Annotated in this window: 19 protein-coding genes; 7 read left to right on the forward strand and 12 right to left on the reverse strand. The window is 40.2% G+C overall.

What is annotated here, in order from left to right; genetic code table 11:
* Nucleotides 1-47 precede the first annotated feature (47 nt).
* Together pnuC and H589_RS19335 are read left to right on the forward strand one after the other, a co-directional pair.
* Nucleotides 48-671 carry a nicotinamide riboside transporter PnuC gene (gene pnuC / locus H589_RS0106645; protein ID WP_027721296.1) on the forward strand — a complete coding sequence of 208 codons (624 nt, stop codon included), beginning with the start codon at nucleotides 48-50 and terminating at the stop codon, nucleotides 669-671.
* The gene (locus H589_RS19335; protein WP_035075234.1) at nucleotides 656-1,189 is read left to right on the forward strand and encodes an AAA family ATPase; all 534 of its coding nucleotides are present in this window, start codon (nucleotides 656-658) and stop codon (nucleotides 1,187-1,189) included. Before pnuC ends, H589_RS19335 begins: the two co-directional genes overlap by 16 nt.
* Before the next feature lie 58 nt (nucleotides 1,190-1,247).
* Here H589_RS19335 and H589_RS0106655 read toward each other — a convergent pair whose 3' ends face one another.
* Complete coding sequence (locus H589_RS0106655; protein ID WP_027721297.1) at nucleotides 1,248-2,042, reverse strand: 4Fe-4S binding protein; 795 nt, start codon at nucleotides 2,040-2,042, stop codon at nucleotides 1,248-1,250.
* A gap of 173 nt (nucleotides 2,043-2,215) precedes the next feature.
* Complete coding sequence (gene fsa, locus H589_RS0106660) at nucleotides 2,216-2,860, reverse strand: fructose-6-phosphate aldolase (protein WP_027721298.1); 645 nt, start codon at nucleotides 2,858-2,860, stop codon at nucleotides 2,216-2,218.
* Between the two features lie 403 nt (nucleotides 2,861-3,263).
* On the opposite strand from fsa, the gene trpB reads away from it, so the two are divergent.
* A complete protein-coding gene (gene trpB / locus H589_RS0106665) occupies nucleotides 3,264-4,475 on the forward strand; it encodes a tryptophan synthase subunit beta (protein ID WP_027721299.1) in 1,212 nt (403 codons plus the stop codon).
* A gap of 173 nt (nucleotides 4,476-4,648) precedes the next feature.
* On the opposite strand, the gene H589_RS0106670 is transcribed toward trpB, so the two are convergent.
* From H589_RS0106670 to H589_RS0106700, 7 genes are all read right to left on the reverse strand, one after another.
* Nucleotides 4,649-5,407 (reverse strand): YkgJ family cysteine cluster protein, encoded by a 759-nt coding sequence (locus H589_RS0106670; RefSeq protein WP_027721300.1) that lies wholly within the window; start codon nucleotides 5,405-5,407, stop codon nucleotides 4,649-4,651.
* A 208-nt stretch (nucleotides 5,408-5,615) separates the two neighbouring features.
* On the reverse strand, nucleotides 5,616-6,542 hold the full coding sequence (locus H589_RS0106675; protein WP_027721301.1) for a bile acid:sodium symporter family protein: 927 nt from the start codon (nucleotides 6,540-6,542) through the stop codon (nucleotides 5,616-5,618).
* 429 nt (nucleotides 6,543-6,971) lie between these two features.
* On the reverse strand, nucleotides 6,972-7,289 hold the full coding sequence (locus H589_RS0106680) for an Hpt domain-containing protein (protein ID WP_027721302.1): 318 nt from the start codon (nucleotides 7,287-7,289) through the stop codon (nucleotides 6,972-6,974).
* A 3-nt stretch (nucleotides 7,290-7,292) separates the two neighbouring features.
* Nucleotides 7,293-9,617 (reverse strand): response regulator, encoded by a 2,325-nt coding sequence (locus H589_RS0106685; protein ID WP_245577054.1) that lies wholly within the window; start codon nucleotides 9,615-9,617, stop codon nucleotides 7,293-7,295.
* Between the two features lie 73 nt (nucleotides 9,618-9,690).
* A complete protein-coding gene (locus H589_RS0106690; protein WP_027721304.1) occupies nucleotides 9,691-10,704 on the reverse strand; it encodes a BMP family lipoprotein in 1,014 nt (337 codons plus the stop codon).
* 38 nt (nucleotides 10,705-10,742) lie between these two features.
* On the reverse strand, nucleotides 10,743-12,242 hold the full coding sequence (hydF, locus tag H589_RS0106695) for a [FeFe] hydrogenase H-cluster maturation GTPase HydF (RefSeq protein WP_027721305.1): 1,500 nt from the start codon (nucleotides 12,240-12,242) through the stop codon (nucleotides 10,743-10,745).
* Between the two features lie 224 nt (nucleotides 12,243-12,466).
* Nucleotides 12,467-14,164, reverse strand: coding sequence for a glutamine--tRNA ligase/YqeY domain fusion protein (locus H589_RS0106700; protein ID WP_027721306.1), 1,698 nt, complete (start codon nucleotides 14,162-14,164; stop codon nucleotides 12,467-12,469).
* 456 nt (nucleotides 14,165-14,620) lie between these two features.
* Between H589_RS0106700 and H589_RS0106705 the strand changes: the two genes are divergently transcribed.
* Complete coding sequence (locus tag H589_RS0106705) at nucleotides 14,621-15,079, forward strand: chemotaxis protein CheX (protein ID WP_027721307.1); 459 nt, start codon at nucleotides 14,621-14,623, stop codon at nucleotides 15,077-15,079.
* A gap of 70 nt (nucleotides 15,080-15,149) precedes the next feature.
* Here the strand turns inward: H589_RS0106705 and H589_RS0106710 are convergent, their stop codons facing one another.
* The 3 genes from H589_RS0106710 to H589_RS0106720 all read right to left on the reverse strand — a co-directional run bounded on the left by H589_RS0106710 (nucleotide 15,150) and on the right by H589_RS0106720 (nucleotide 18,689).
* On the reverse strand, nucleotides 15,150-17,495 hold the full coding sequence (locus tag H589_RS0106710) for a sensor domain-containing diguanylate cyclase (RefSeq protein ID WP_027721308.1): 2,346 nt from the start codon (nucleotides 17,493-17,495) through the stop codon (nucleotides 15,150-15,152).
* Nucleotides 17,496-17,524: 29 nt separating this feature from the next.
* Entirely contained in the window at nucleotides 17,525-18,307 is a 783-nt protein-coding gene (locus tag H589_RS0106715; RefSeq protein WP_027721309.1) for a class I SAM-dependent methyltransferase, read from the reverse strand.
* A 64-nt stretch (nucleotides 18,308-18,371) separates the two neighbouring features.
* Nucleotides 18,372-18,689, reverse strand: coding sequence for a helix-turn-helix domain-containing protein (locus H589_RS0106720; RefSeq protein ID WP_027721310.1), 318 nt, complete (start codon nucleotides 18,687-18,689; stop codon nucleotides 18,372-18,374).
* 259 nt (nucleotides 18,690-18,948) lie between these two features.
* On the opposite strand from H589_RS0106720, the gene H589_RS0106725 reads away from it, so the two are divergent.
* The 3 genes from H589_RS0106725 to groL all read left to right on the forward strand — a co-directional run bounded on the left by H589_RS0106725 (nucleotide 18,949) and on the right by groL (nucleotide 21,785).
* Nucleotides 18,949-19,596, forward strand: coding sequence for a S24 family peptidase (locus H589_RS0106725; RefSeq protein WP_027721311.1), 648 nt, complete (start codon nucleotides 18,949-18,951; stop codon nucleotides 19,594-19,596).
* Between the two features lie 171 nt (nucleotides 19,597-19,767).
* Nucleotides 19,768-20,058: a co-chaperone GroES gene (gene groES, locus H589_RS0106730; RefSeq protein WP_027721312.1), complete on the forward strand. Its 291-nt coding sequence runs from the start codon at nucleotides 19,768-19,770 to the stop codon at nucleotides 20,056-20,058.
* Nucleotides 20,059-20,105: 47 nt separating this feature from the next.
* On the forward strand, nucleotides 20,106-21,785 hold the full coding sequence (gene groL / locus H589_RS0106735; protein WP_027721313.1) for a chaperonin GroEL: 1,680 nt from the start codon (nucleotides 20,106-20,108) through the stop codon (nucleotides 21,783-21,785).
* The last annotated feature ends 62 nt before the right edge of the window (nucleotides 21,786-21,847 follow it).

A 21,847-nucleotide genomic window follows, 5' to 3' on the forward strand; every position in this document is an offset into this window, starting at 1 on the left:
CATAAACTCATATTGAACATACACTATACTCAACATAGGACTGCGATATGGACATACTCAACTTTATCATAAACTTTATTTCTTCAATGGGGCTTGGTGAACAAATATCCATTGCTACAGGTCTCATATATATTGTTTTAAGCGTACGTCAGAATTCTCTTTGCTGGCCTTTTGGAATCATAAGTGTCGGAATATGGATGACAATTGTCTTTCAGGGCAAACTGTATTCTGATGCTTTTTTGCAATTTATATATGTAGTATTAGGCTTTTATGGCTGGTATCAATGGCTTCGCGGAGGAACAGACAGCGAACCGCTGAAAGTTCAAAGATTGAGTGCTAAAATGGCACTTAAGTTAACCGGAATGGGATTGATTGCCTTCCTCCCTGCCGGATACGCAGCAGAACACTATCTTCACGCTTCCTATCCGTGGTGGGATGCTTTGACCACCGTTCTCTCACTGATTGCTCAATATCTACTTGCTAAAAAATATATTGAAAACTGGATTCTCTGGATTATAGCCGATGTAATGTATATCGGAATATATCACTTAAAAGGATGGACGGGCTACAGTGGATTGATGGCCGTATATACCATCATGGCTGTTATCGGTTATATGCAATGGCTGAAATCATATCAGGCAGAGAGAGTAAAATTGTGTCAACCCGTATAGTCCTGATCGGTTCCGAATGTACTGGCAAAACGACACTAGCTGCAAAGCTGGCTGAACACTATAAGGTCAAATTTGTACCGGAATATCTGCGCGAATATTTTGAAATAAAACAAGGTAGTCTAAGTATCAGCGATGCCATTCCCATTGCATCAGCACAACTTGAGCTTGAAAATGAAGCAGAGAAAAGAGGTGATAACCCTATCATCTGTGATACTGATATCATCTCTTCAATAGTCTACACAAAATATTACTTCGGCAGCCGCCCTGATTGGTTTGAATCACAACTGCTAAAACGCAGCAAAAGTATTTATCTGCTCTGTGATATTGACGTCAAATGGAGTGCAGATGGACAACGGGACATGCCTGAAAATCGTAATTATATGCAGAAAATGTTCATTAAAGAATTACAATTCAGAAAATATTCTTTTCACTCAATAACGGGCTCACTATCTGAGAGAATAAAAAAATCCACCATACTAATTGATCTTGCATTAAGTAATAATGACAAAGCCAATTAGCATGGGGAGTAAAATGTAGCAGTTTCTTACTGTATTAGTTAAACATACAGATAAAACTTTAGATGAATATTTCAGGGACCTTACGTTCTTTGCAGTTATCGGCAAGCCACTTAGAAATTTCTATCATTCTGGGAACCTGTAATATTCTAGCACCTGAAGCACAGACTTTTACGCAGGCACAGCAAAAAATACATTTTTCAGGATCAGTTTCAACTTGGGCGCTTACAGTAATTGCACCACTGGGACAAATGCGTTCACAGGAGCCGCATAAAAGACAACTGTCTGAAGAAACAGGAGCAGCAGACATCTTAGGCTGACGTTCTTTATAATTGGCATTTCCTGGAACACTTATAGTGCGGGGCTTACTGAACTCTCCCATAGCAAACTTATCTCTCAGACACTCACCAAATTCTCTAGCTTTATTCAGATCAACTGAGTCAGGTCTGTTTACCGCAATCGGATATTTATCAGTAGAGAAGGAATGTTCACCTATAAATGCTGCGGCTGCCACGGGTTTAAAGCCAGCTTCTATGGTCATATCGACTAATTCAAGAAGTGCGTCATCATATTCTCTGTTTCCATATACAACTACAGGAACAACAGGTGTTCCAGAAGCTTTGAGTGCAGAAAATCTTTCCAACGCAACAACCGGAACCCGTCCAGAATATACAGGAACCCCGATTATCACCAGATCATCATCATTACAGCCATAACTTGCAGGCACCCTGTCAATACGACTTACATCAATAATCTCGACACTATCTGCCTTAACTCCTTCAGCAATTGCACCCAGAACTTTTCTAGTTGTTCTGGTGGGTGAAAAACAAATAAGTTTCAATTTGGGACAAGACATAAATTAACTCCAATACTATTTATATGGGCATCGTTAAAATGTTATTTCAAAATATATCAGAGAATTAAATACAACCATCAATTGTTTCTGTAAACACACTGAATTATTTAAAACCGGATATCATTAAATTGATATCCGGTTTTAGATATGCTGCATATTTAGCGCACAAAAACTTACTTGGTAAGCTTTTCCCAATCAACATTGAACTGCTCAAGTCCTTTGTCAGTAAGTGGGTGCTTGGCAAGTTCACATATTACTTTATACGGAATAGTTGCCACATCAGCTCCTATAAGAGCAGAATCCAGTACATGCAGAGGATTGCGGATAGATGCAACCAAAATTTTGGTAGGAAAATCATAATTATCAAAAATTGTACGAATCTGCTTAATCAGTTCCATTCCATCATGAGAGATTCCGTCAAGCCGCCCAACAAATGGACTCACATATGTTGCTCCGGCTTTAGCTGCCAAAAGAGCCTGCAAGGGAGAAAAGACCAATGTAACATTGGTCTTCAGCCCTTTTTTATACAATACCTTTGTTGCCACTAACCCTTCAGAAGTCATCGGCACTTTGATCACAACATTTTCACCGAAGGCAGAAAGGGCCTCAGCCTCACGGATCATTTCATCTGCTGTCGCCCCCACGACTTCAAGGCTTACCGGCCCTTCAACTATTTTACATATTTCAGAGGCCTGTGCTTTCCAATCACCTCCCTCGCGTGAAAGAAGAGTTGGATTAGTCGTAACTCCATCCATCACCCCCTGAGCCTGAGCTGCTTTTATTTCATCCACATTTGCTGTATCCAAAAAGAATTCCATATATTTCTCCTTTTATATCTATAGCTTATTCTTTCATATAATAATTTTAATAGAAGCAAAAGAATTATCTCTATTTAGCTATTCAACTTAAATATTCAATCCAGTTACTTAAGTAGCTGTATACAGATTGCCAAGTCAGCATAAATATTTCATCTATGTTCCTTACCTTAAGTTGACATTTAGCAATAGTCGACGTAAAGAAATATCCATCATGAACGTAACTTATTCCAATCTTGCACTTTATTCTTGGTGGTGGCGCAGCTAATGCGTCGCGGTTGGTTACGTTTTAAAAGCGTATAGTAATAAACTAAATTTAATAGAAACCGCGACAGTGAAAACTGATCGCGGTTTTTTTATTGCCCGCGGTTCACTGTCGTAAAAACAGACATTCAGGAGAGAGAAAATGAGTAACAACGTAACTATTGATGCTAATGGTTTTTTCGGTGAATACGGTGGACAGTATGTCCCTGAACAGCTTCTTCCAATCCTGAACGAGCTGTCTGCAACATTTGAAAAATATAAAGATGATCCCGATTTTATCCAAGAATTTCAATACTACCTCACAAAGTATTCAGGACGTCCAACTCCGCTTTACTTATGTTCAAACCTGACCGAAGAACTCGGCGGTGCAAAGATTTACCTCAAACGAGAGGACCTTAACCACCTTGGCGCACATAAAGTTAACAATACCATTGGTCAGATTCTGCTTGCTAAACGTATGGGGAAAAAGAAAATTATTGCTGAAACCGGTGCCGGACAGCATGGTGTTGCCACAGCAGCAACAGCAGCCCTAATGGGGATGAAATGTACAGTCTATATGGGTGAAGTTGACGTTGAAAGGCAGAAACTTAATGTTTTCCGTATGCGAATGATGGGAGCAGAAGTTGTTGCTGCCAAATCCGGCCAAAAAACGCTTAAAGAAGCGGTAGATGAAGCCCTTGCAGCGTGGGTACAGGAGGCTGATGACACATTCTACCTTCTTGGTTCTGCTGTTGGACCTCATCCATATCCTATCATGGTCCGGACATTTCAGTCTGTCATCGGCAAAGAAGCAAAAGAACAATGTCTTGAAGACGAAGGCCGTCTACCTGATTTCTGCATTGCCTGTGTCGGTGGCGGATCAAATGCCATTGGACTTTTTTCTGACTTTGTTGATGACAAAGAAGTCAAACTTGTAGGAGTTGAACCATCTGGACGCAGTCTTAAAGATGGAGACCACGCGGCGACACTCTGCCTTGGTGAACCTGGTATTATGCATGGCTTCAACTCATACATGCTTAAAGACAATAACGGTGATCCTGCACCTGTTTACTCAATTTCCGCAGGACTTGACTATCCTAGCGTAGGGCCAGAGCATTCCCACCTGAAAGATCTGGGAAGAGCGGAGTATGTTCATGCTTCCGACAAAGAAGCAACTGATGCGTTCTTCAAACTTTCTCAGACTGAAGGGATTATTCCCGCACTGGAATCTTCACATGCACTGGCATATGCTATGAAACTCGCCCCCACTCTCGACAAAGAAAAGATTATTGTCGTGAACCTCTCTGGGCGCGGAGACAAAGATGTTGGTCAAATCGAAGAAATGATCAGTAGAGGCGAGCTTAAACTTCCATAAAACAACACCAGTCCATTCATCTGCCAAGCTCAGATTTGCATCTAAACTGGATTATTTGTCCAATATTTTAACAATTGATATAAAATATACAGCTAATTTTTATTAAATAAAACAGCCCGATCTGGTGTGCCACGCATCATGAATCGGGCTGTTTCATTACAGTAAAATAAATATCAATCTATCTGCCCTTGCAGAACTTCTCCTGAAAGCCATCTTTTATATGTCCCCTCGAAATCAATCATAATCAGCGATAAAAGCGGTAGGAACGACCCTAAGTTACCGTTTATTCCATATTTTTTCAGATATGCCCGCTGCCCTGTAAAAATCAAATCTTTCTGCACCATAACCATAGCATTTTGAGGGACCACCACTTTATTTTGGCCCTCGTGACTCTTTACACAGGCATTAAGATCACTCGAAATCCAGTTTCGACAAACAATTGGACGTACATCATAAATTGAGCACCTGTTTTCATGTAAGAACGGGCATGGACTAAAATAATCTTTAACAAAGGACTTCAAAGATTTTATTTCCAACGGTGCAGCAGCTTCTATGCATTTCTCAGTATATCTGGTGAATTCAGATTCGTCGCAATTCTGTGCCAAATACAGGGCAATATTAAATGCTTCATGAGGCATTAGAGATATGTGCGAAGAGCAACAGTACGAACATCCTGAAGAACAAGCCAACTCAAAGTCAGGATCTAAGATCTTTACCTGCTGTAAGATTGCATCAAAATTAGCCTCAAATAAGCGAATCCCCTTCTCCACTAATTGCCGCGGGAAAAGATTATCTTCCGGAGTGATTCCATTTAAGTCAGCGCAAACAGCAAAACTCATATCCCGAAGAAACTTTATAACTTCAGGATGATCCTCAAATAGAGGCAGAACATGTTTAAGACCATCATCAACAATTCTATCAAATTTACTCATCTAATCCCCCGCAATATACAACTTAGCATTTGATTATTACTTAAAAACAAAATTAAAAAAAGTCCCCTCAAGCAAAGCCGGAGGGGACAAAACAACTCATATATCAAATGACTAAGGAGATAAGCATAGCAAGCTTACTTTTTATAGGCTAAAGAAAAACTTCTACTCAGAAAAATCAAGTTTTCAAAAGATCACTTTCAAAAAAAGATTACTTTTCATCTGGAGCTATTCGGCTTCGGTTAGCGAGAAATACTCCTGATATATTATGCCAAAGACTAAACAAAGCGCCCGGCAATGCACTGGCTACGCTGAAATATTTAGTTGCCAGGGCAACTCCTAAACCAGAATTTTGCATGCCGACCTCAATAGCCAAAGTAAGACAGTCTTTTCGTGGAAGACCAGCTACTTTACCAACACCATATCCAGCCAGTAGCCCCCCCAGATTGTGCAGGGCAACAGCTGCAAAAACGAGCATCGGAAATGTTGCGAGCATATCGTGATTAAGTCCGATTATACACGCAATGAGCAGAGCAATGACCAAGATGGAAACTGTCGGAAAAATATGAATGACTGGATCAAGTTTACTGCGCAAAAGACGCCTCAAAACAAGTCCATCAACAAGTGGAAAAATAACAATCCAAAAGACGGATTTAACCATCGGCAAAAAAGGAATATCAATCTGCTGATTTAAAACAACATAAATGATTGCAGGAGTAAGAATTGGAGCCAGAAGAGTTGAAATGAGCGTCATCGTTACGGAAAGAGCAACATTAGCTTTAGCCAGATGAGCAATCACATTTGATGCAGTCCCCCCAGGGCATGCCCCGATGACTACCATGCCGATCATCGCTTCCTGTGGCAGTCCCAGAACTGACGATAAAAGAACTGCGAGTAATGGCATAACTGTGTATTGTAAAAGAATCCCTAATCCTACAGCCTTATAATTTCTTATGGCAACCACAAAGTCTTTGAACTCAAGAGTTAGTCCCATGCCAAACATAATAAGACCAAGACAAAGGGCTATATGAGGCTTAAGCCAGATAAAAAGGGATGGATCAATGAAAGCAATTGCACTCAACAAGACAGCCAGGAACAAAAAGTGCCTTTCAATAAGGCTACAAAAAGACGAAATCATTTATCCCCCAATAAAAAATACAATACTAAGAACTGTTTCGTGCTGTAGTGCATAATTTTTATCTACGCAAGTAAGAAAATTATGTCAGAAAACATAATTATTTTTATGTATAAAACTATCTGCAAAATTATTTTTTCTTACAAACAGGGATAAAATCTAAATTTTTCATATATTTTAATATACACCACAAGCAAATATTCACATTCAGAGATTAAACATGTCATGAATATAACATGTGACTAAGTCAGTGCGATTGAATTGGAGGATGAGTTCAAAAAGGATTTATTCTAAAAGCAGAAATACTATAAGCCTATTTAGCACCCAAGAAGTATATCAACATTGATTAACAACATAATAAGACATTACAATCATAGTAGAATGTATCGACCACTTAAAATAAACCTTAAAACAATTTGAAGGACAGGCAGGTTAACAGATCAAATATTTTAATTCATTAAGATAAACGCGATACTTCTGAACTAACGGGCCTAAAGCTTCAGTCATGCCAAGTTTAGAGACATCATGAATTGTTGTGCCCAGACGACAGAGCGGTGCGAGGCTGAAATTTGCAGCAGCACCTTTAAGGCTGTGCCCTAAACGCCCAACTTCTTCAATATTTCCAGAGTCAAGACTGCGTTCCATCATTTCCAATTCTTCAAACTGGTGAACCACAAAATGCGGTATTAGTTCCCTCAGGTCTTCTTTTATAATAAACATACTTTGACCTGTCTCTTCTCCGGATATCATTCTTTACTCCGTAATTTTTATACTTTCAGGTAAATCAACCTGTTGAGATACAGCTGCAATTGAAGAACGTATTGTATCCCACTTAACAGGCTTAGCGATAAATCCGTCACACCCGGCAGATTTACTTTCTTCCTTGTGGTTACCTAAAATATGAGCAGCAAGAGCAATAATTGTAGACCTCATTCTCTCATCTTTTGCTTCTATATCGCGCATTTTTTTTACAGCTTTCATCCCACCCACTAAAGAATGATCAACATCCATAAAAACAATGTCGTAAATATTTTCTGAAAAAAGCTGAGCAGCCCTTAATCCATCCACTGCAGTCGTTACATCTGCACCTGTATCAGTGATAAAAAGTTCAAATATTTTTCGATGATCTTCATTCTCTTCTACAAGAAGCACACTCAAACCTTTCCCGCTCTTTTGCTGAAGAACATTTTTAGTCTCCCAGGCAGCAGCAAGGCAATGCATCAAATCACTATCAAAGACAGGTTTAATTAAAATATAACCAGCACCTGCTATCCTTGCTTCATGTTTTTCCTCTTCTGTGCAGCCGGCTGAAAACATTATCGTAACCATGCTGGCAAGCGATCCAACATGCTGTGCCTTTGCAAGAAAATCAATAGCTGCCATATCCTGCATTTTACTATCCAGTAAAATCAGATTGAAAGAACTTCCACGATCTACGACAGATTTAAGATAATCAAGTCCTTCTTCACCGCTTGCAGCAGCTACAACATCAGCACCTAATGATTTTAACCGACGGCTTAAAACCTCACGCACAGTATGATTATCATCAATTAAAAGTACGCTTGTTCCAGAAAAATCTGCTGCAACACCATTGGCTTCATTAACTGACTGTTTAAAAGGAATAGATAAGTAGAAAACACTACCATCACCGCTTTTACTCTCAAACCAGATTTTTCCATCCATCAGCGAGACAAGCCGTGACGCTGAAGCCAGTCCTAAACCTACACCGCCGAACTCTCTGCTGGTTGAAGAGTCAGCCTGCGCAAAACTTTCAAATATATCACAGTACTGTCCTTCAGGAATACCTATGCCAGTATCACGCACAGCATACAATAATCGGTCAAAATCATCTCCTGATTTCTCAAGACTAAGTCGCACTTCCACCTCTCCGCTAGAAGTAAACTTCACGGCATTGGCAACAATATTCGTCAAAATCTGGCGGACACGTACAGGATCTCCTACAACAAATGCTGGTACGTCCTGATCCACATCACAAATAACTTCGAGATCTCTGGCATGTGCCGATTGGGCGAGACTTTTACAAACACTTTGAACATCTTTAGACGGATCAAAAGCAATCGGTACAAGCTCAATCTGACCAGATTCAAGCATAACAAAATCTAAAATATCATTTATAATTTTCAGAAGCAGCTCACCTGCTCCCTTGAAAATTTCAACATACCCTACCTGCTCAGGATCAAGTTCTGTTTCGAAAAGTAAATCCCCCATGCCCAGAATAGTATTCATGGGAGTCCTTATTTCGTGGCTCATCATTGCCAAAAACTGACTTTTAAACTGACTGGCATTTTCTGCCTTTTCTTTAGCTTTTTCAAGTTCTTTAACTGTGAATGAGAGCTCTCCCAGAACCGCATTTAAGTGATTCTCTGCACTCACACGGTATTCAACCTCTTTGCTGAGTTTGAGGTTCGCTAAAGTCAGTTCTTTGGTCCGTTGCTCAACCTTCTTCTCAAGTTCATCATTCATATTTGAAAAATTGAGAGCTAGAGAATTTAGAGAACGAGCAAGTTCGCCGACTTCATCAGCCCGGCCTTCATGATTGAACTCCGTAAAATCACCATTGATAATACCTGAAGCCTGTTTTGAAAGCCTGATAACAGGAGTGACAAAGGATTTATTAAGAAAGAAAATTATGAAGATGACCCCAGCAAAAGCTATAGCCAAGGAATATGGTAGCAAATAATATAGGAGATGATGTATGCGTTTATTTACATAATTTTCTAAAAGGCCTACTTTAACAAGCCCAAGAAACTCACCATCTCTTAAAATTCTTTTTTCAACGAAAATCATTTCATCAGTATTGAGTTTTTTATCTGTACTGAATTCGCTGTAAGGCTTTCCATTAGGATCATATACACCACAAAAAGCAATTGCCGGTGCAGTACAAGCACTGCTGACCAGTTCATCAAGCCTGTTGTGCTGATACTTAATGATTGCCTGCCCACTGGAATAAGCCACAAGAGAAGCAACACCATCCCCCTCTGACTTGAGTGACTCAATTATCTCATTCTGCTGAAAATTCACAACAAAATATCCAAGCGGGCAAAAGACCAGTGCCATAATGAGTAAAAGTCCTAAAGTAACTTTATATCTGATCCTAAAAAAATTAAACATTCAGAACCAATTTCCCATATTATTTAACAGAGCAATCCGGATGAATCTCACCGGAAATAAGCTTAACACGTAAATCTTCAATTTTATCCAGAACATCAGAAGATATCAAATGTCTGGTATACTTCATTTCGGAAAGAGCTACCCCCCCGTTAGATAAATCATACATTTTGATTCCTGGCACAAAGTTTCCATCCAAAATGGATAGGACCTCTTGATACACAGCTAAATCAAGGCGTTTCATCATACTGGTTAGAACAAAACCTTTGGCCATATCATCTTGATCTGAATCAACTCCCACAACATAATTTCCGGAATTGCGGGCAGCCTGAATTACACCATTTCCAGAAAGGCCAGCCACAGCGTAAATAATGTCAGCCCCGTCAGTATACATCTGCTTAGCTATAATATTCGCCTTCTTAGGATCTTCATATCCTTTTTCCAAATTTCCATTCCATACATACTTTACATCTATCTCAACATCATTACCGGACAGTTTAACACCATATTTAAATCCATTCAAAAAATCTTTGATCACATAGTGTTCGTTACCACCGATAAACCCCACTCTTCCAGTCTTTGTCTGCCAGCCGCAAAGAGCACCGACAAGGCATGATCCTGAAAATTGCCCGAAATAAATGGAGGACACATTTTTGTAGCCATCAATTTTAGCATCATTAATTATAAAATATACTTCAGGATGTTTTTTTATAAACTCCAAAATAAGATCATGATTAGCTGAAGAATTTATTACAATAATCCCACAACCTTTAAGCAGGAGCGAATTTATCTTCTCTGGAACATCCTTGCGTTCTTCCCCTGTTGTACAGACCACTACATTTAAATGCCGTTCATTTTGCAGTCTGCGAAGTCCGGATATGGTAATCCCATTGAATGAATCATCATCAAGAGTCAGGCCGCCTACAAGAAATCCTACAGTATCAGAATTTGCATGACTATAGACTGGATATAGGCATATACAGAACACCAACATAACCTTAGACAGAATCATTAAATTAACTTGATACCTGCCCATAACGCATCTCCGTATTAAGCAAAGTAGGAAATAAGATGCTACTCCTCTTCATGATCAAGCAGTCCCCCAAGATCCGCACCTAAAACGCGTCCCGGCCATTTGTAGAAGCAATAGCCGTTTTCTTCCACGAATTTACGGATTTTCTGCTGCCCTCCTCGAGCAAACGGCAAAGAAGCAAATCCTATATGCTGTTTGGTTACCTCAATATCTCCAAAAAGATACATCAAGTTAAAAGGTACTGCTTTTTCAGGGTGTATCTCTGCCGGAACCACAAGATGCATAGCTCTGGAATTGCTGCCCCGGTAAACATTTATCTTACCTGTCCTAACCTGTTTTTCTTCAGTATCATTCTTGAAAAAAGGCTCGATCAAACGCTGCAGAGTTCCGTCAACCTTTGCTACAGCAAGCCCGTAATTAGTAATCGGAACCTGCTGTCTATCACAATCCCTTATTCTTCTAAGCATATCAGCACGATCAGCCATGCAGGCACCGCAATGCACAACTAATTTATAATCAGAAAGATCCAGAGGTAGACCGCATCCTGTCTTGGATTCAAAAATAATATCTCGACCAGTATAGCCTGCAATACGGGCAGGGATCATCTCTTTGCCAAGGTCCTCAGCTTTCGGATGGTGTGGACAGGCTTCAACAATCAAAATACGATCTCCATCCCGTAGGTTGTCGATGGCATTGGCTCCCTGTACAAGTTGCTCAAGATTGCCTTTATGGCGGGCAAAAAGTATCGGGAACGTTGTCATAGAAATATCATCAGGAACCGTATCAAGAACTTTTTTGACAGCCTGAGAGTCAGCTATGACTAGTGCAGGACGCCTTTTATGTCCCGATATAGTTTGAAAAAGTTCCTCCTCCTTGACGATTACAGCGATGCCACCGGCATCAAGAATTTCGCGCAGAACCTGAGATTTAGGAAGCCCCAAACGCCCTTTAGGAGAAACAGGATCATCACTGACTACGCAAATAACAAAATCTCCCTTCCCCATAAGATCACGCGCAAGAACAGGATCAAGCATATTTTCTTCAGGGGCCAGAGCCATTATGGATTTTTTAAGCCGTTCAATGCCGCGACAGTCTATGGTTGAAGTGGCTACAAAGCGAATTCCTCTGGAACCGCAAAATTCCATATCAGCAAGGCTCGGCCTTCTGATATCGGCCTTGTTGAAAACCATGACGCACGGGATTCCCCGTTCAAGCAGTAACGTTGTAAGTTCTCTTTCCTCATCGATAATGCCGGAATCATCTGTAACAATAACGGCCACATCAACACTGTACAAAGCATCTCTGATAACCTTGGCCCTATTATCACCTGGAATATGGGCATCGGTATCATAAATTGTTACCGGTCCCAGCGGATGAATTTCCGTACGGGTAAGAGGATACATTTCATCTTCATGTGCAACAGGACTTATTTCATCACTTTCAATACCTGAAAGAGCGCGAATAATAGATGACTTCCCCACATTGCTCCTTCCGGCAATAGCAATGGCAAGTCTTGGACTTTTTTCAACCTCAGCACTCATTCTTCAACCTCCGGATCAGGGATAAACGTACATGAATAATCACAATCTTTTTTTTAATTACACTTAATCGATAACACTTTTTATACTATTTTTCATCCAGATATATTAATTTCTATTATTTAATATAAAAAGACGCAATTATGCTTTTGTCACTAAAAATAAAAAAGCGAGGCCCTATATAGAGCCCCGCACAATAATCTATTCCGTTCTGGCATGTATAAAAGCTACTTCACCTGTTTCTTTTCAATTTTTTTCCATGTATCCCGCAACGTTGCAGTTCTGTTAAACACCGGTTTTTCTGGAGTGGAATCTAGATCAGCACAGAAATAACCAATTCTTTCAAACTGGCATCTGAACCCAGGTTCAACATTCCCCAGAGCAGGCTCAACATAACATTTCGGACGGACTTCAAGTGACTCAGGATTGATATGGTCTTTAAAATCAGAGCCGTCCTTGTTGTCCATAGGATTCTCTTTCGTAAAGAGATGGTTATATAACCGAACTTCTGTTTCTACAGCATGCTCAACTGAAATCCAGTGAATAGTTCCCTTAACCTTTCGCCCGTCTTTGGACCAGCCACCGCGAGTCTCTGGATCATAAGTACAGCGAAGCTCAATAATTTCACCGTTATCATCTTTAACAACATCAGTACAAGTCACATAATATGCGTATCTCAAGCGCACTTCACGACCGACTGACAGCCTAAAGAATTTCTTAGGAGCATCTTCCATAAAATCGTCACGTTCAATATACATAGTCCGGGAAAAAGGAACCATGCGGGTCCCTGCTTCAGGATCTTCAGGATTATTCTGGAATTCAAATTCCTCAACTTGACCTTCGGGATAATTTTCAATGACAACTTTCAAAGGATTAATAACTCCCATATATCTGGGAGAATTCATATTAAGGTCTTCACGAACAGAAAATTCAAGTAGAGCAAAGTCTACCATATTAGCAGCCTTAGCAACGCCAATACGTTCACAAAAGTTACGGATAGAAGCAGGAGAATAGCCACGTCTTCTCATTCCAGAAATTGTAGGCATTCTAGGATCATCCCAGCCTGAGACATACCCATCTTCAACCAATTGAATAAGACGGCGCTTACTCATTACAGTATAGCCAAGATTAAGCCTTGCAAATTCAAGCTGCTGGGGGCGGTAAACACCTAGAGTTTCCAATACCCAGTCATAAAGAGCGCGATTGTTTTCAAATTCCAATGTACAGATTGAGTGAGTAATTTTTTCAAGAGAATCAGAAATACAATGTGTAAAATCATACATAGGATAAATGCACCAATCATCGCCAGTCCTATGATGCGAAGCCTTTCTGATACGATAAATGGTAGGATCACGCATAATTACATTAGCAGAAGACATGTCAATTTTAGCTCTCAAAACATGTTCGCCATCGCCAAACTCACCGTTCTTCATTTTTTCAAAAAGCTCAAGATTCTCTTCTATGGACCGGTTACGATATGGGCTGTCTTTTCCTGGTTCTTTAAGTGTTCCACGATATTCGCGAATTTCTTCAGCACTAAGACTGTCTACGTAAGCCTTGCCTACTTTAATTAGCTGCACAGCAAATTCGTAAAGTTTGCCAAAATAATCAGATGAATAATGAATGCGGTCATCCCAGCCAAAACCGAGCCAACGAACATCTTCCTGAATAGAATCAACGTACTCTGTATCTTCTTTAACTGGGTTTGTATCATCAAAACGCAGGTTACATGTACCGCTATAATCTTTAGCAAGTCCAAAATTAAGACAAATAGATTTAGCATGGCCTATATGTAGATAACCATTTGGCTCAGGTGGAAAACGTGTAGCAACGCGCCCTTCATATTTCCCGGTCTCATTATCTTTATCAATAATAGCTGTAATAAAATTTTTACCAACGCTAAATTCATTATTTGTATCTGACATTTATATTTATCCTTAAAATATAGTATTCTCTCAGGAAAAAATTAGTTCCTGCTGACAGTGGACTTTAATTATTAATTACGAACACAATAGGCAAACTAAATACGAAAATTTAACCCTCCGGTCAAATATGTTAACACTTAAGCTGCAATTTTTAATAAAATATTATAATTTGAAAAATAAGAGCAATACAGTACACATCTTGTGAAATACAAGTTTTCAGTTCCTAAGCTCAATTAATAGATTGTTACAATATCAGTGTCCAAAGGATTTGTTCATAATTTATTTTTCTGATAGAGTTCTGAAAGTTTAGGTTAATCAGTATGTTCCGCATTTTCAGCAATGAGGATCACTGGTATAAAACGACAAGACACAAATTCAATCTGATTTTTTAAAAGGCTACTGATTACCGACATCACCAATATGTCGATGAAAACATTTTTTTAAGGAGTCCTTATAATGAATGTAGAATTGGCTAAACCTTTCATCAAGGCTACCACTGACATACTCAGCATGATGGCCATGGTGACCCCAACTCCCGGAAAACCTTTTGTAAAAAAAGGCAACTCTGCCACAGGAGATGTAACAGGAGTTGTAGGATTCACAGGTAATGTTAATGGCAGTGTCTCTATATCTTTTGAGAAAGCATGTGCTGCTCAAATAGTTAAAAACATGCTTGGCGGAGATATTCAGGATATTATTCAAGATGTTAAAGATGCTGTGGGAGAAATCACCAATATGGTTTCAGGACAGGCTAGAGCAGGACTTATAGAAATGGGATACAAACTTTCCGGTTCGACTCCAACTGTTATAATGGGCGATAATCATACAATAGCACATGTGACAACAGGTCCTGTCATGGCTATCCCCTTCAAAACAGACCATGGCAACTTTACAATTGAATTTGCCTTTGATTAAAGCAAAACATAATATTTCATAAAAAAACCGCCAAAACTTATTTCGGCGGTTTTTTTATTTTTTTTAAATTCTAAACTTTCTTCTCTCCAATCATACCTTCAGGCGAAAGTTGGATCTCAACCCTGTTTCGGCCGGCATTCTTAGCTGCATACAAACCGATATCAGCAGCTTTAAGCAAATGTTCAAGAGTCTTAGTCTGATCATTTAACGTGGCAACACCAATACTCACAGTAATCACGAGCTCACCTGATCTTGTATACATTTTCGACTGTTCTATAGCCTTACGCAACCTTTCTGCAACTAATTCAGCCCCTTCAACATCAGTATCCGGCAGGAGTATAGAGAACTCTTCCCCACCGATTCTGCCGAAGACATCAATATTACGCAAAACCTTTATCCCTATAACCGCAAGAGCTTTCAATACATCATCACCGGCATCGTGGCCGTACATATCATTAACATTTTTAAATAGATCAATATCCAGCATTAATAAGGATAGCGACCTGTTATATCGTAAAGATCTTTGTAAAGCATCCTCAGCACTTTCCATAAAGTAACGACGATTACTAAGCCCTGTCAGAGGATCTGTAGTTGCAAGTGTCCGCAACTTATCTTCTGCCTCCTTGCGCTCCGTAACATCACGTATTGTACCTACTACCCACCACTCTTCCTCTCTACGTAAAGGAGACAACAGCACTTCAGCAGGGAAAACAGTACCATTTTTACGTCGAACATTTACAGTAAAAGCTCCATAATTTGAAAAAAGAGTATCAACACTTGATACATCTACGCTGTCAGGATCAGCATTATCCTCGCCTCGAACACAACAGTCTAAACTCTCTCCAAGCATCTCTGAAGCTGAATAACCAAAAATTTTCTCTGCGGCAGGATTCCAAAAATGAACCAGTCCATTTGCATCCATCAGTACAAGAGCATCCTGAACAGAATCACTTATGCTGTGAAGCATATCCTCACGGTCCCGCAAGTCCTGAATAGCTTTCTGCTGAGTCGTAATATCTGATGTCGTACCACGAAACCCTGTAACTGCCCCTCCGGAATCAAAAACAGGAACCCCGTTGAATTCGAGCCAAAGTTTACGCCCTTCACGGTTGATAAACCTGAAAATAAGCCCGGAAAAACTATGCCCGTTATGAGCTGCATCAAGGAATTCTTTACGCACATCCCAAGAAGATTCTTCATCGACAAAATCAAAAGGAGAACGACCGATCAGTTCCTCTGAACTATAACCGAGAATATCTTCAGCCCTTCCTGTAACAAATACAAAGCAGCCATCAGGCCCTGTCTCCCAAATAAATTCTCCAGCAGCATTTGCAACGTCGATAAACAGTTTTTCACTTTCCCGCAGTTTAGAACTAACTTTTTCACGTTCAACGATAGAAACTGTTTTTCTCCAAAACAAAAATCCACTTAAAAAATACAAAAATACAACTAGAAGAATAGTAACTCCACTCCATGGAACGATCAGCTTGGATTCTTTAACTTCACTGATTATTTTCCAACCCTCTTTAAATTTAACCCCCATGGACAATGTGCTGGGATACGTTTTTTCTTCCAGGGTGGTAAATGTATACAATCCATTTGAGGTAGAAATCTGTCCTGATAACTTTTCTGAAATAATTCTCCACTCGTCTGGATAATTATCTTGTATTGTCCCGCCACTTCCACCAAACAGGAATTTCCAGTCAAAACTTTTCTCAGGGCCTATAATCCATCCGCCACTCTCATTTACAAAATATACTTCACCAAATGATTCAGAAATCGACTTACTAAAAACATTAAGCAAATCATTACCTGAAAAATTTATTACAACCAGTCCGAGTTCCTCTCCCCATTTTCCGCGAACCTTTTTAATAAATCGCAAAACAGGAGTATAAGGAACAACGATTCGACCATATTCTTGATTAAGATCAAAAGCAGAAATATATACTTCATCATTCAGTGTCTTTGCTTCTTGCATATATCCACGATTACTTTTGTCCTGAAGCAAATCTTTTTCCACACGATTAGCTGTTCCATGTGTCATATTAATACGGACCAGCTCATTACCATCAGTAGCAAAATAACGAACCTGAACACAATTACGGCGCTCTGTTCCATAGACAGCAAAAAGCTGTGCAATACTGTCATATTTTTCAGCCAAGTTACCATTTCCATCCATACAGTTTTCTACAAGACCGGTGAGCAGACATGCATCTTCAACACCAGCCTCCAACCATAAGCTTAAAGCATTATAGTTGTTTTTAACCAGATTTATCTCCTCGTTTTCAACAAGGTCACGGTACTGGACTCGCTGGATGTACAAAATACTGACAGCAACAACCAAAACAAGAATAGCAAATGGGAGATAACCTTTGATGAAACTTTTAAAAACTTCGCTGGAAAATTTTCTTGCCATAATTATAATAATCCCCGGATTGCTTTATATTATCTAATTAAATCAACAGGTTTAACTGCCTCCATAAATAAAGAGTCAGGTTTACGAACCTGTCCATTTTCATCTATGTCTAAACAATAAGAATTAAATTCTGGAATTTTAGATTCATCAGCCCTGACAGTTGATATCAAACCAAAACCTGCTCCAGAAATGAGTCTGCCCAGTGAATAGCTATCATACATCCACTGATGCACTTCTCCTGAACGTCTAAAATTCCCCAGCTGTTCAGCCGTAAGTTTCGACTCGTCAGGAAAAGAAAGTCTAGACACATTCTCAGCATTAGCCGGATTCTTCAAATAAGAAAGAACATCAGTTGCCTCTTTACCTGCACGCGAAACAATAAACGATTCTGCGACCAAAGGTCCAGCGGCAAGGTGTTTTACAAATTCACCACCAGGAACATTACGTACCATCTGGTCAAAAAGCTCTATCATGATCCAATCATAAGCTCCTTGAGCCTCGGCATCGCCTTTGCGGGCGCGTTCCAAAAGCATAAGATAAAGGCGAGTAATTGTTTCCAGATCAGGAACGGCAATTCGTAGCACTCCACCTTTCCTAAGTACTCTGAAACATTCTTTTAAAAAAATAGGAGCAAATTTTTTGTTTAGATGCTCCAGTACATGCGAACAGTAGATAACGTCCACTTCATCATCTCTTAACGGCAGACCTGAAGTCAAATCATGAGCAATAACACCCGGCCCAGTTGAGCTGAAATCGATATTCAACCAGTCATGGTGGAATGTTTGACCACATCCTAAATTAACCTTCTTCATACTATACCTTAAAGTTAAAACAGACACGATAAACTAAAAAATTTATCTTTCAGTATTATAAAGACTATATCATTTCGCTTTTACGTTCAATGCAATTGGCCGGAATACGCATTCTTTGTGCTGTACGAACCGAAACACCGAAACGTTCAGCCACCTGTGCAGGTGTCGCACCCCGAATATACGCCTTCTTTATACGTTCACGCAGACGCACCTTATTTAAATCTTCTAAATCAGGAACTGATACTCTGACCCCTCCCCAAAAAAACATAAGCCTTTCGGCAGCTTCAGTCCCTAAGACTTTTATCAACACCTCTGCAGACATGGCCCTTTTACCGTCCAGATCAGGAAACTCTGAGGGCTTATGGTTAAAACATGTATTCATCAATCACCTCCAAGCTTAACCAAGGTCGTAGTTATCACAAATTACTGAACCTTTCTTTCAACATTCAATTCAACATTCAATTCAACATAACAATGGAGACAGTATTTATTCTTAAGTCAATTACAATGCAAGCTATTTTATAAATATATTTTACTATTTGGTAAAATATATTTATAAAATAGCTATTTCATCCATAAATAAAATAAAAAAAAGACTTTTAATTTATTTAAGTGTAGTAAGAATACTCCAAGGAGGACATATGAGTTTTTATCAGGACATGGTCGAAGGACTTAAAAACATGATTGGACCAGGCAAAAAATTTGTAAACCCAACCCAGATGGCAAAAGCATGTGACGTGGCACCGAACCAAATCATCCGATATATCCGGCAGGAGCGAGGCAAACACATTCAAGTTATTGCTAGAGTTCTTGATTCTGTAGGGGCAAAAATAATTTTCCCGGATGAAGAATCTGAAAAGAACACTGCTGCCTATCACGAGATCCCTCTGGCAATCGCAAAGCCGGACTCAATAAATTCAGGCCTGACTCCAGATATATATAATGAAGGGATATTACGGTTCAATGCTCACTGGCTGAAAAGTAAAGGCGACCCCGAGCAGATGAAACTTTTGACCGTAACCGGGGCATCAATGAGCCCTCGCATAGAGGATGGAGATCGGATAATTGTTGATGAATCACAAAAAGAATTATTTGAAGGCAGGATATATGCTATCCGTATAGACAGCGAGATAGTTATCCGGCGTATAGCCAAGGAACCTGGAAAAATTATTCTTGTATCTGATAACCAAGAAGCGGAAGTAAGACGCATAGCTCTTGAAATAAAAGATGAATCGATCGGCTGGGCAGCTATAGGAAGAGTTGTCTACGTAGCAAAAGACTTACTTTAGGTTTCCCCCAATATTTTGAAAAAAAATTTAGATGTGCTGTTGACAGTTTTCAATAATGTCTTACTTTGATTCAATCCGTTCAGATAGTTTTTCAATAATAAAATTATCCAAACGATATTAAGGGTCACGACCCGAAAAAAATCAGAGTATCTAAATATTGGAGGACAACAAATGAAACTTAAGCCGCTTAATGACCGTATACTGGTCAGACGCCTTGAAGTGGAAGAAAAGACTGTAGGCGGAATCATCATTCCTGACTCTGCTAAAGAAAAACCCATGAAAGGTGAAGTCATTGCTGCCGGCCCCGGTAAGCTTGATGATGCAGGCTCCAGAATTGCACTGGGAGTTAAAGAAGGCGATGCAGTTCTCTTTGCAAAATATGCCGGCACTGAAATCAACATTGACGGTGTTGACCATCTCATCATGCGCGAAGATGACATCCTCGCTGTAGTTGAAGCCTAATTATACTATTATATTATAGAAGACATTTCTTAAGGAGATAAGATCACATGGCTAAACAGATTCTTTTCGACGCAAAAGCGCGTGAAAAACTGAAAACAGGCGTAGATAAACTCGCCAACGCTGTAAAAGTAACTCTTGGACCTAAAGGCCGTAACGTTGTTATGGATAAATCTTTTGGTTCCCCTGTTATCACTAAAGATGGTGTATCCGTAGCTAAAGAAATCGAACTGGCAGACAAGTTCGAAAATATGGGTGCTCAGATGGTTAAGGAAGTTGCTTCCAAAACATCCGACATCGCTGGTGACGGTACAACAACAGCAACAATCCTTGCTCAAGCTATTTTTACCGAAGGTGTTAAACTTGTTGCTGCTGGCCGTAACCCAATGGCTATCAAACGCGGTATCGATAAAGCTGTTGAAGCTATCATCGATCACCTCGAGACTCTTGCCAAACCTACTCGTGACCAGAAAGAAATCGCTCAGGTCGGTACTATCTCCGCAAACAATGACGTTACCATTGGTAACATCATTGCAGAAGCTATGAATAAAGTCGGCAAAGAAGGCGTTATCACCGTAGAAGAAGCTAAAGGACTCGATACAACACTTGACGTTGTTGAAGGTATGCAGTTCGACCGCGGCTACCTTTCTCCATATTTCGTAAGCAACGCTGAAAAAATGATCTGCGAAATGGATGAGCCTCTCATCCTTATCAGCGAAAAGAAAGTTTCCAATATGAAGGAACTTCTTCCTGTTCTTGAACAGGTTGCGAAAATGAGCAAACCTCTCGTAATCATTGCTGAAGATATTGAAGGCGAAGCTCTGGCTACCCTCGTTGTCAACAAACTGCGCGGAACTCTTAACGTTGTTGCTGTTAAAGCTCCAGGTTTCGGTGATCGCCGCAAGGCAATGCTTGCCGATATTGCAGCTCTTACCGGCGGCGCTGTTGTTTCCGATGACATCGGCCTCCAGCTTGAAGGTGTTTCCCTTGAAGATCTAGGCTCTGCAAAACGCGTTGTTATCGACAAAGATAACACCACCATCGTTGACGGTGCAGGCGAAGGTGATACTATCAAAGCTCGTGTTGGCCAGATCCGCAACGAAATTGAAATATCCACATCCGATTACGACCGCGAAAAACTTCAGGAACGCCTTGCAAAGATCGTTGGCGGCGTAGCTGTTATCAACGTCGGTGCTGCTACTGAAACTGAAATGAAAGAAAAGAAAGCTCGCGTAGAAGATGCACTCAACGCTACCCGCGCAGCAGTTGAAGAAGGTATCGTTCCTGGTGGCGGAACAGCTCTTATCCGCTGTATCTCTGTCCTGGACAACGTAACTCCTTCTGATGACGATGAAACAGCAGGTATCGACATTATCCGTCGTGCCATTGAAGAGCCTCTCCGCCAGATTGCAGGCAATGCAGGTCTTGAAGGTTCTATCGTTGTTGAAAAAGTTAAAGAATCCAAAGACGGTAACGGTTTCAACGCAGCTATCGGCGAGTACGAAGACCTCATCAAGGCCGGCGTTATCGATCCGAAAAAAGTTACCCGTATTGCAATTCAGAACGCTGCTTCCGTAGCAGGACTTCTGCTTACCACCGAATGCGCCATTGCAGAAAAGCCTGAAAAGGCTGCTGACATGCCAGCTATGCCAGGCGGCATGGGTGGAATGGGCGGTATGGGTGGAATGGGCGGCATGGGCGGCATGGGTGGAATGGGCGGAATGTACTAAGCAATTCCCCCGGACACTCAAAGTCAATAGTATAAAAAATCCCCGACAGCCATTTGGTTGTC

It is taken from the genome of Maridesulfovibrio zosterae DSM 11974, assembly GCF_000425265.1.
Taxonomy (GTDB): Bacteria; Desulfobacterota; Desulfovibrionia; order Desulfovibrionales; family Desulfovibrionaceae; genus Maridesulfovibrio; species Maridesulfovibrio zosterae.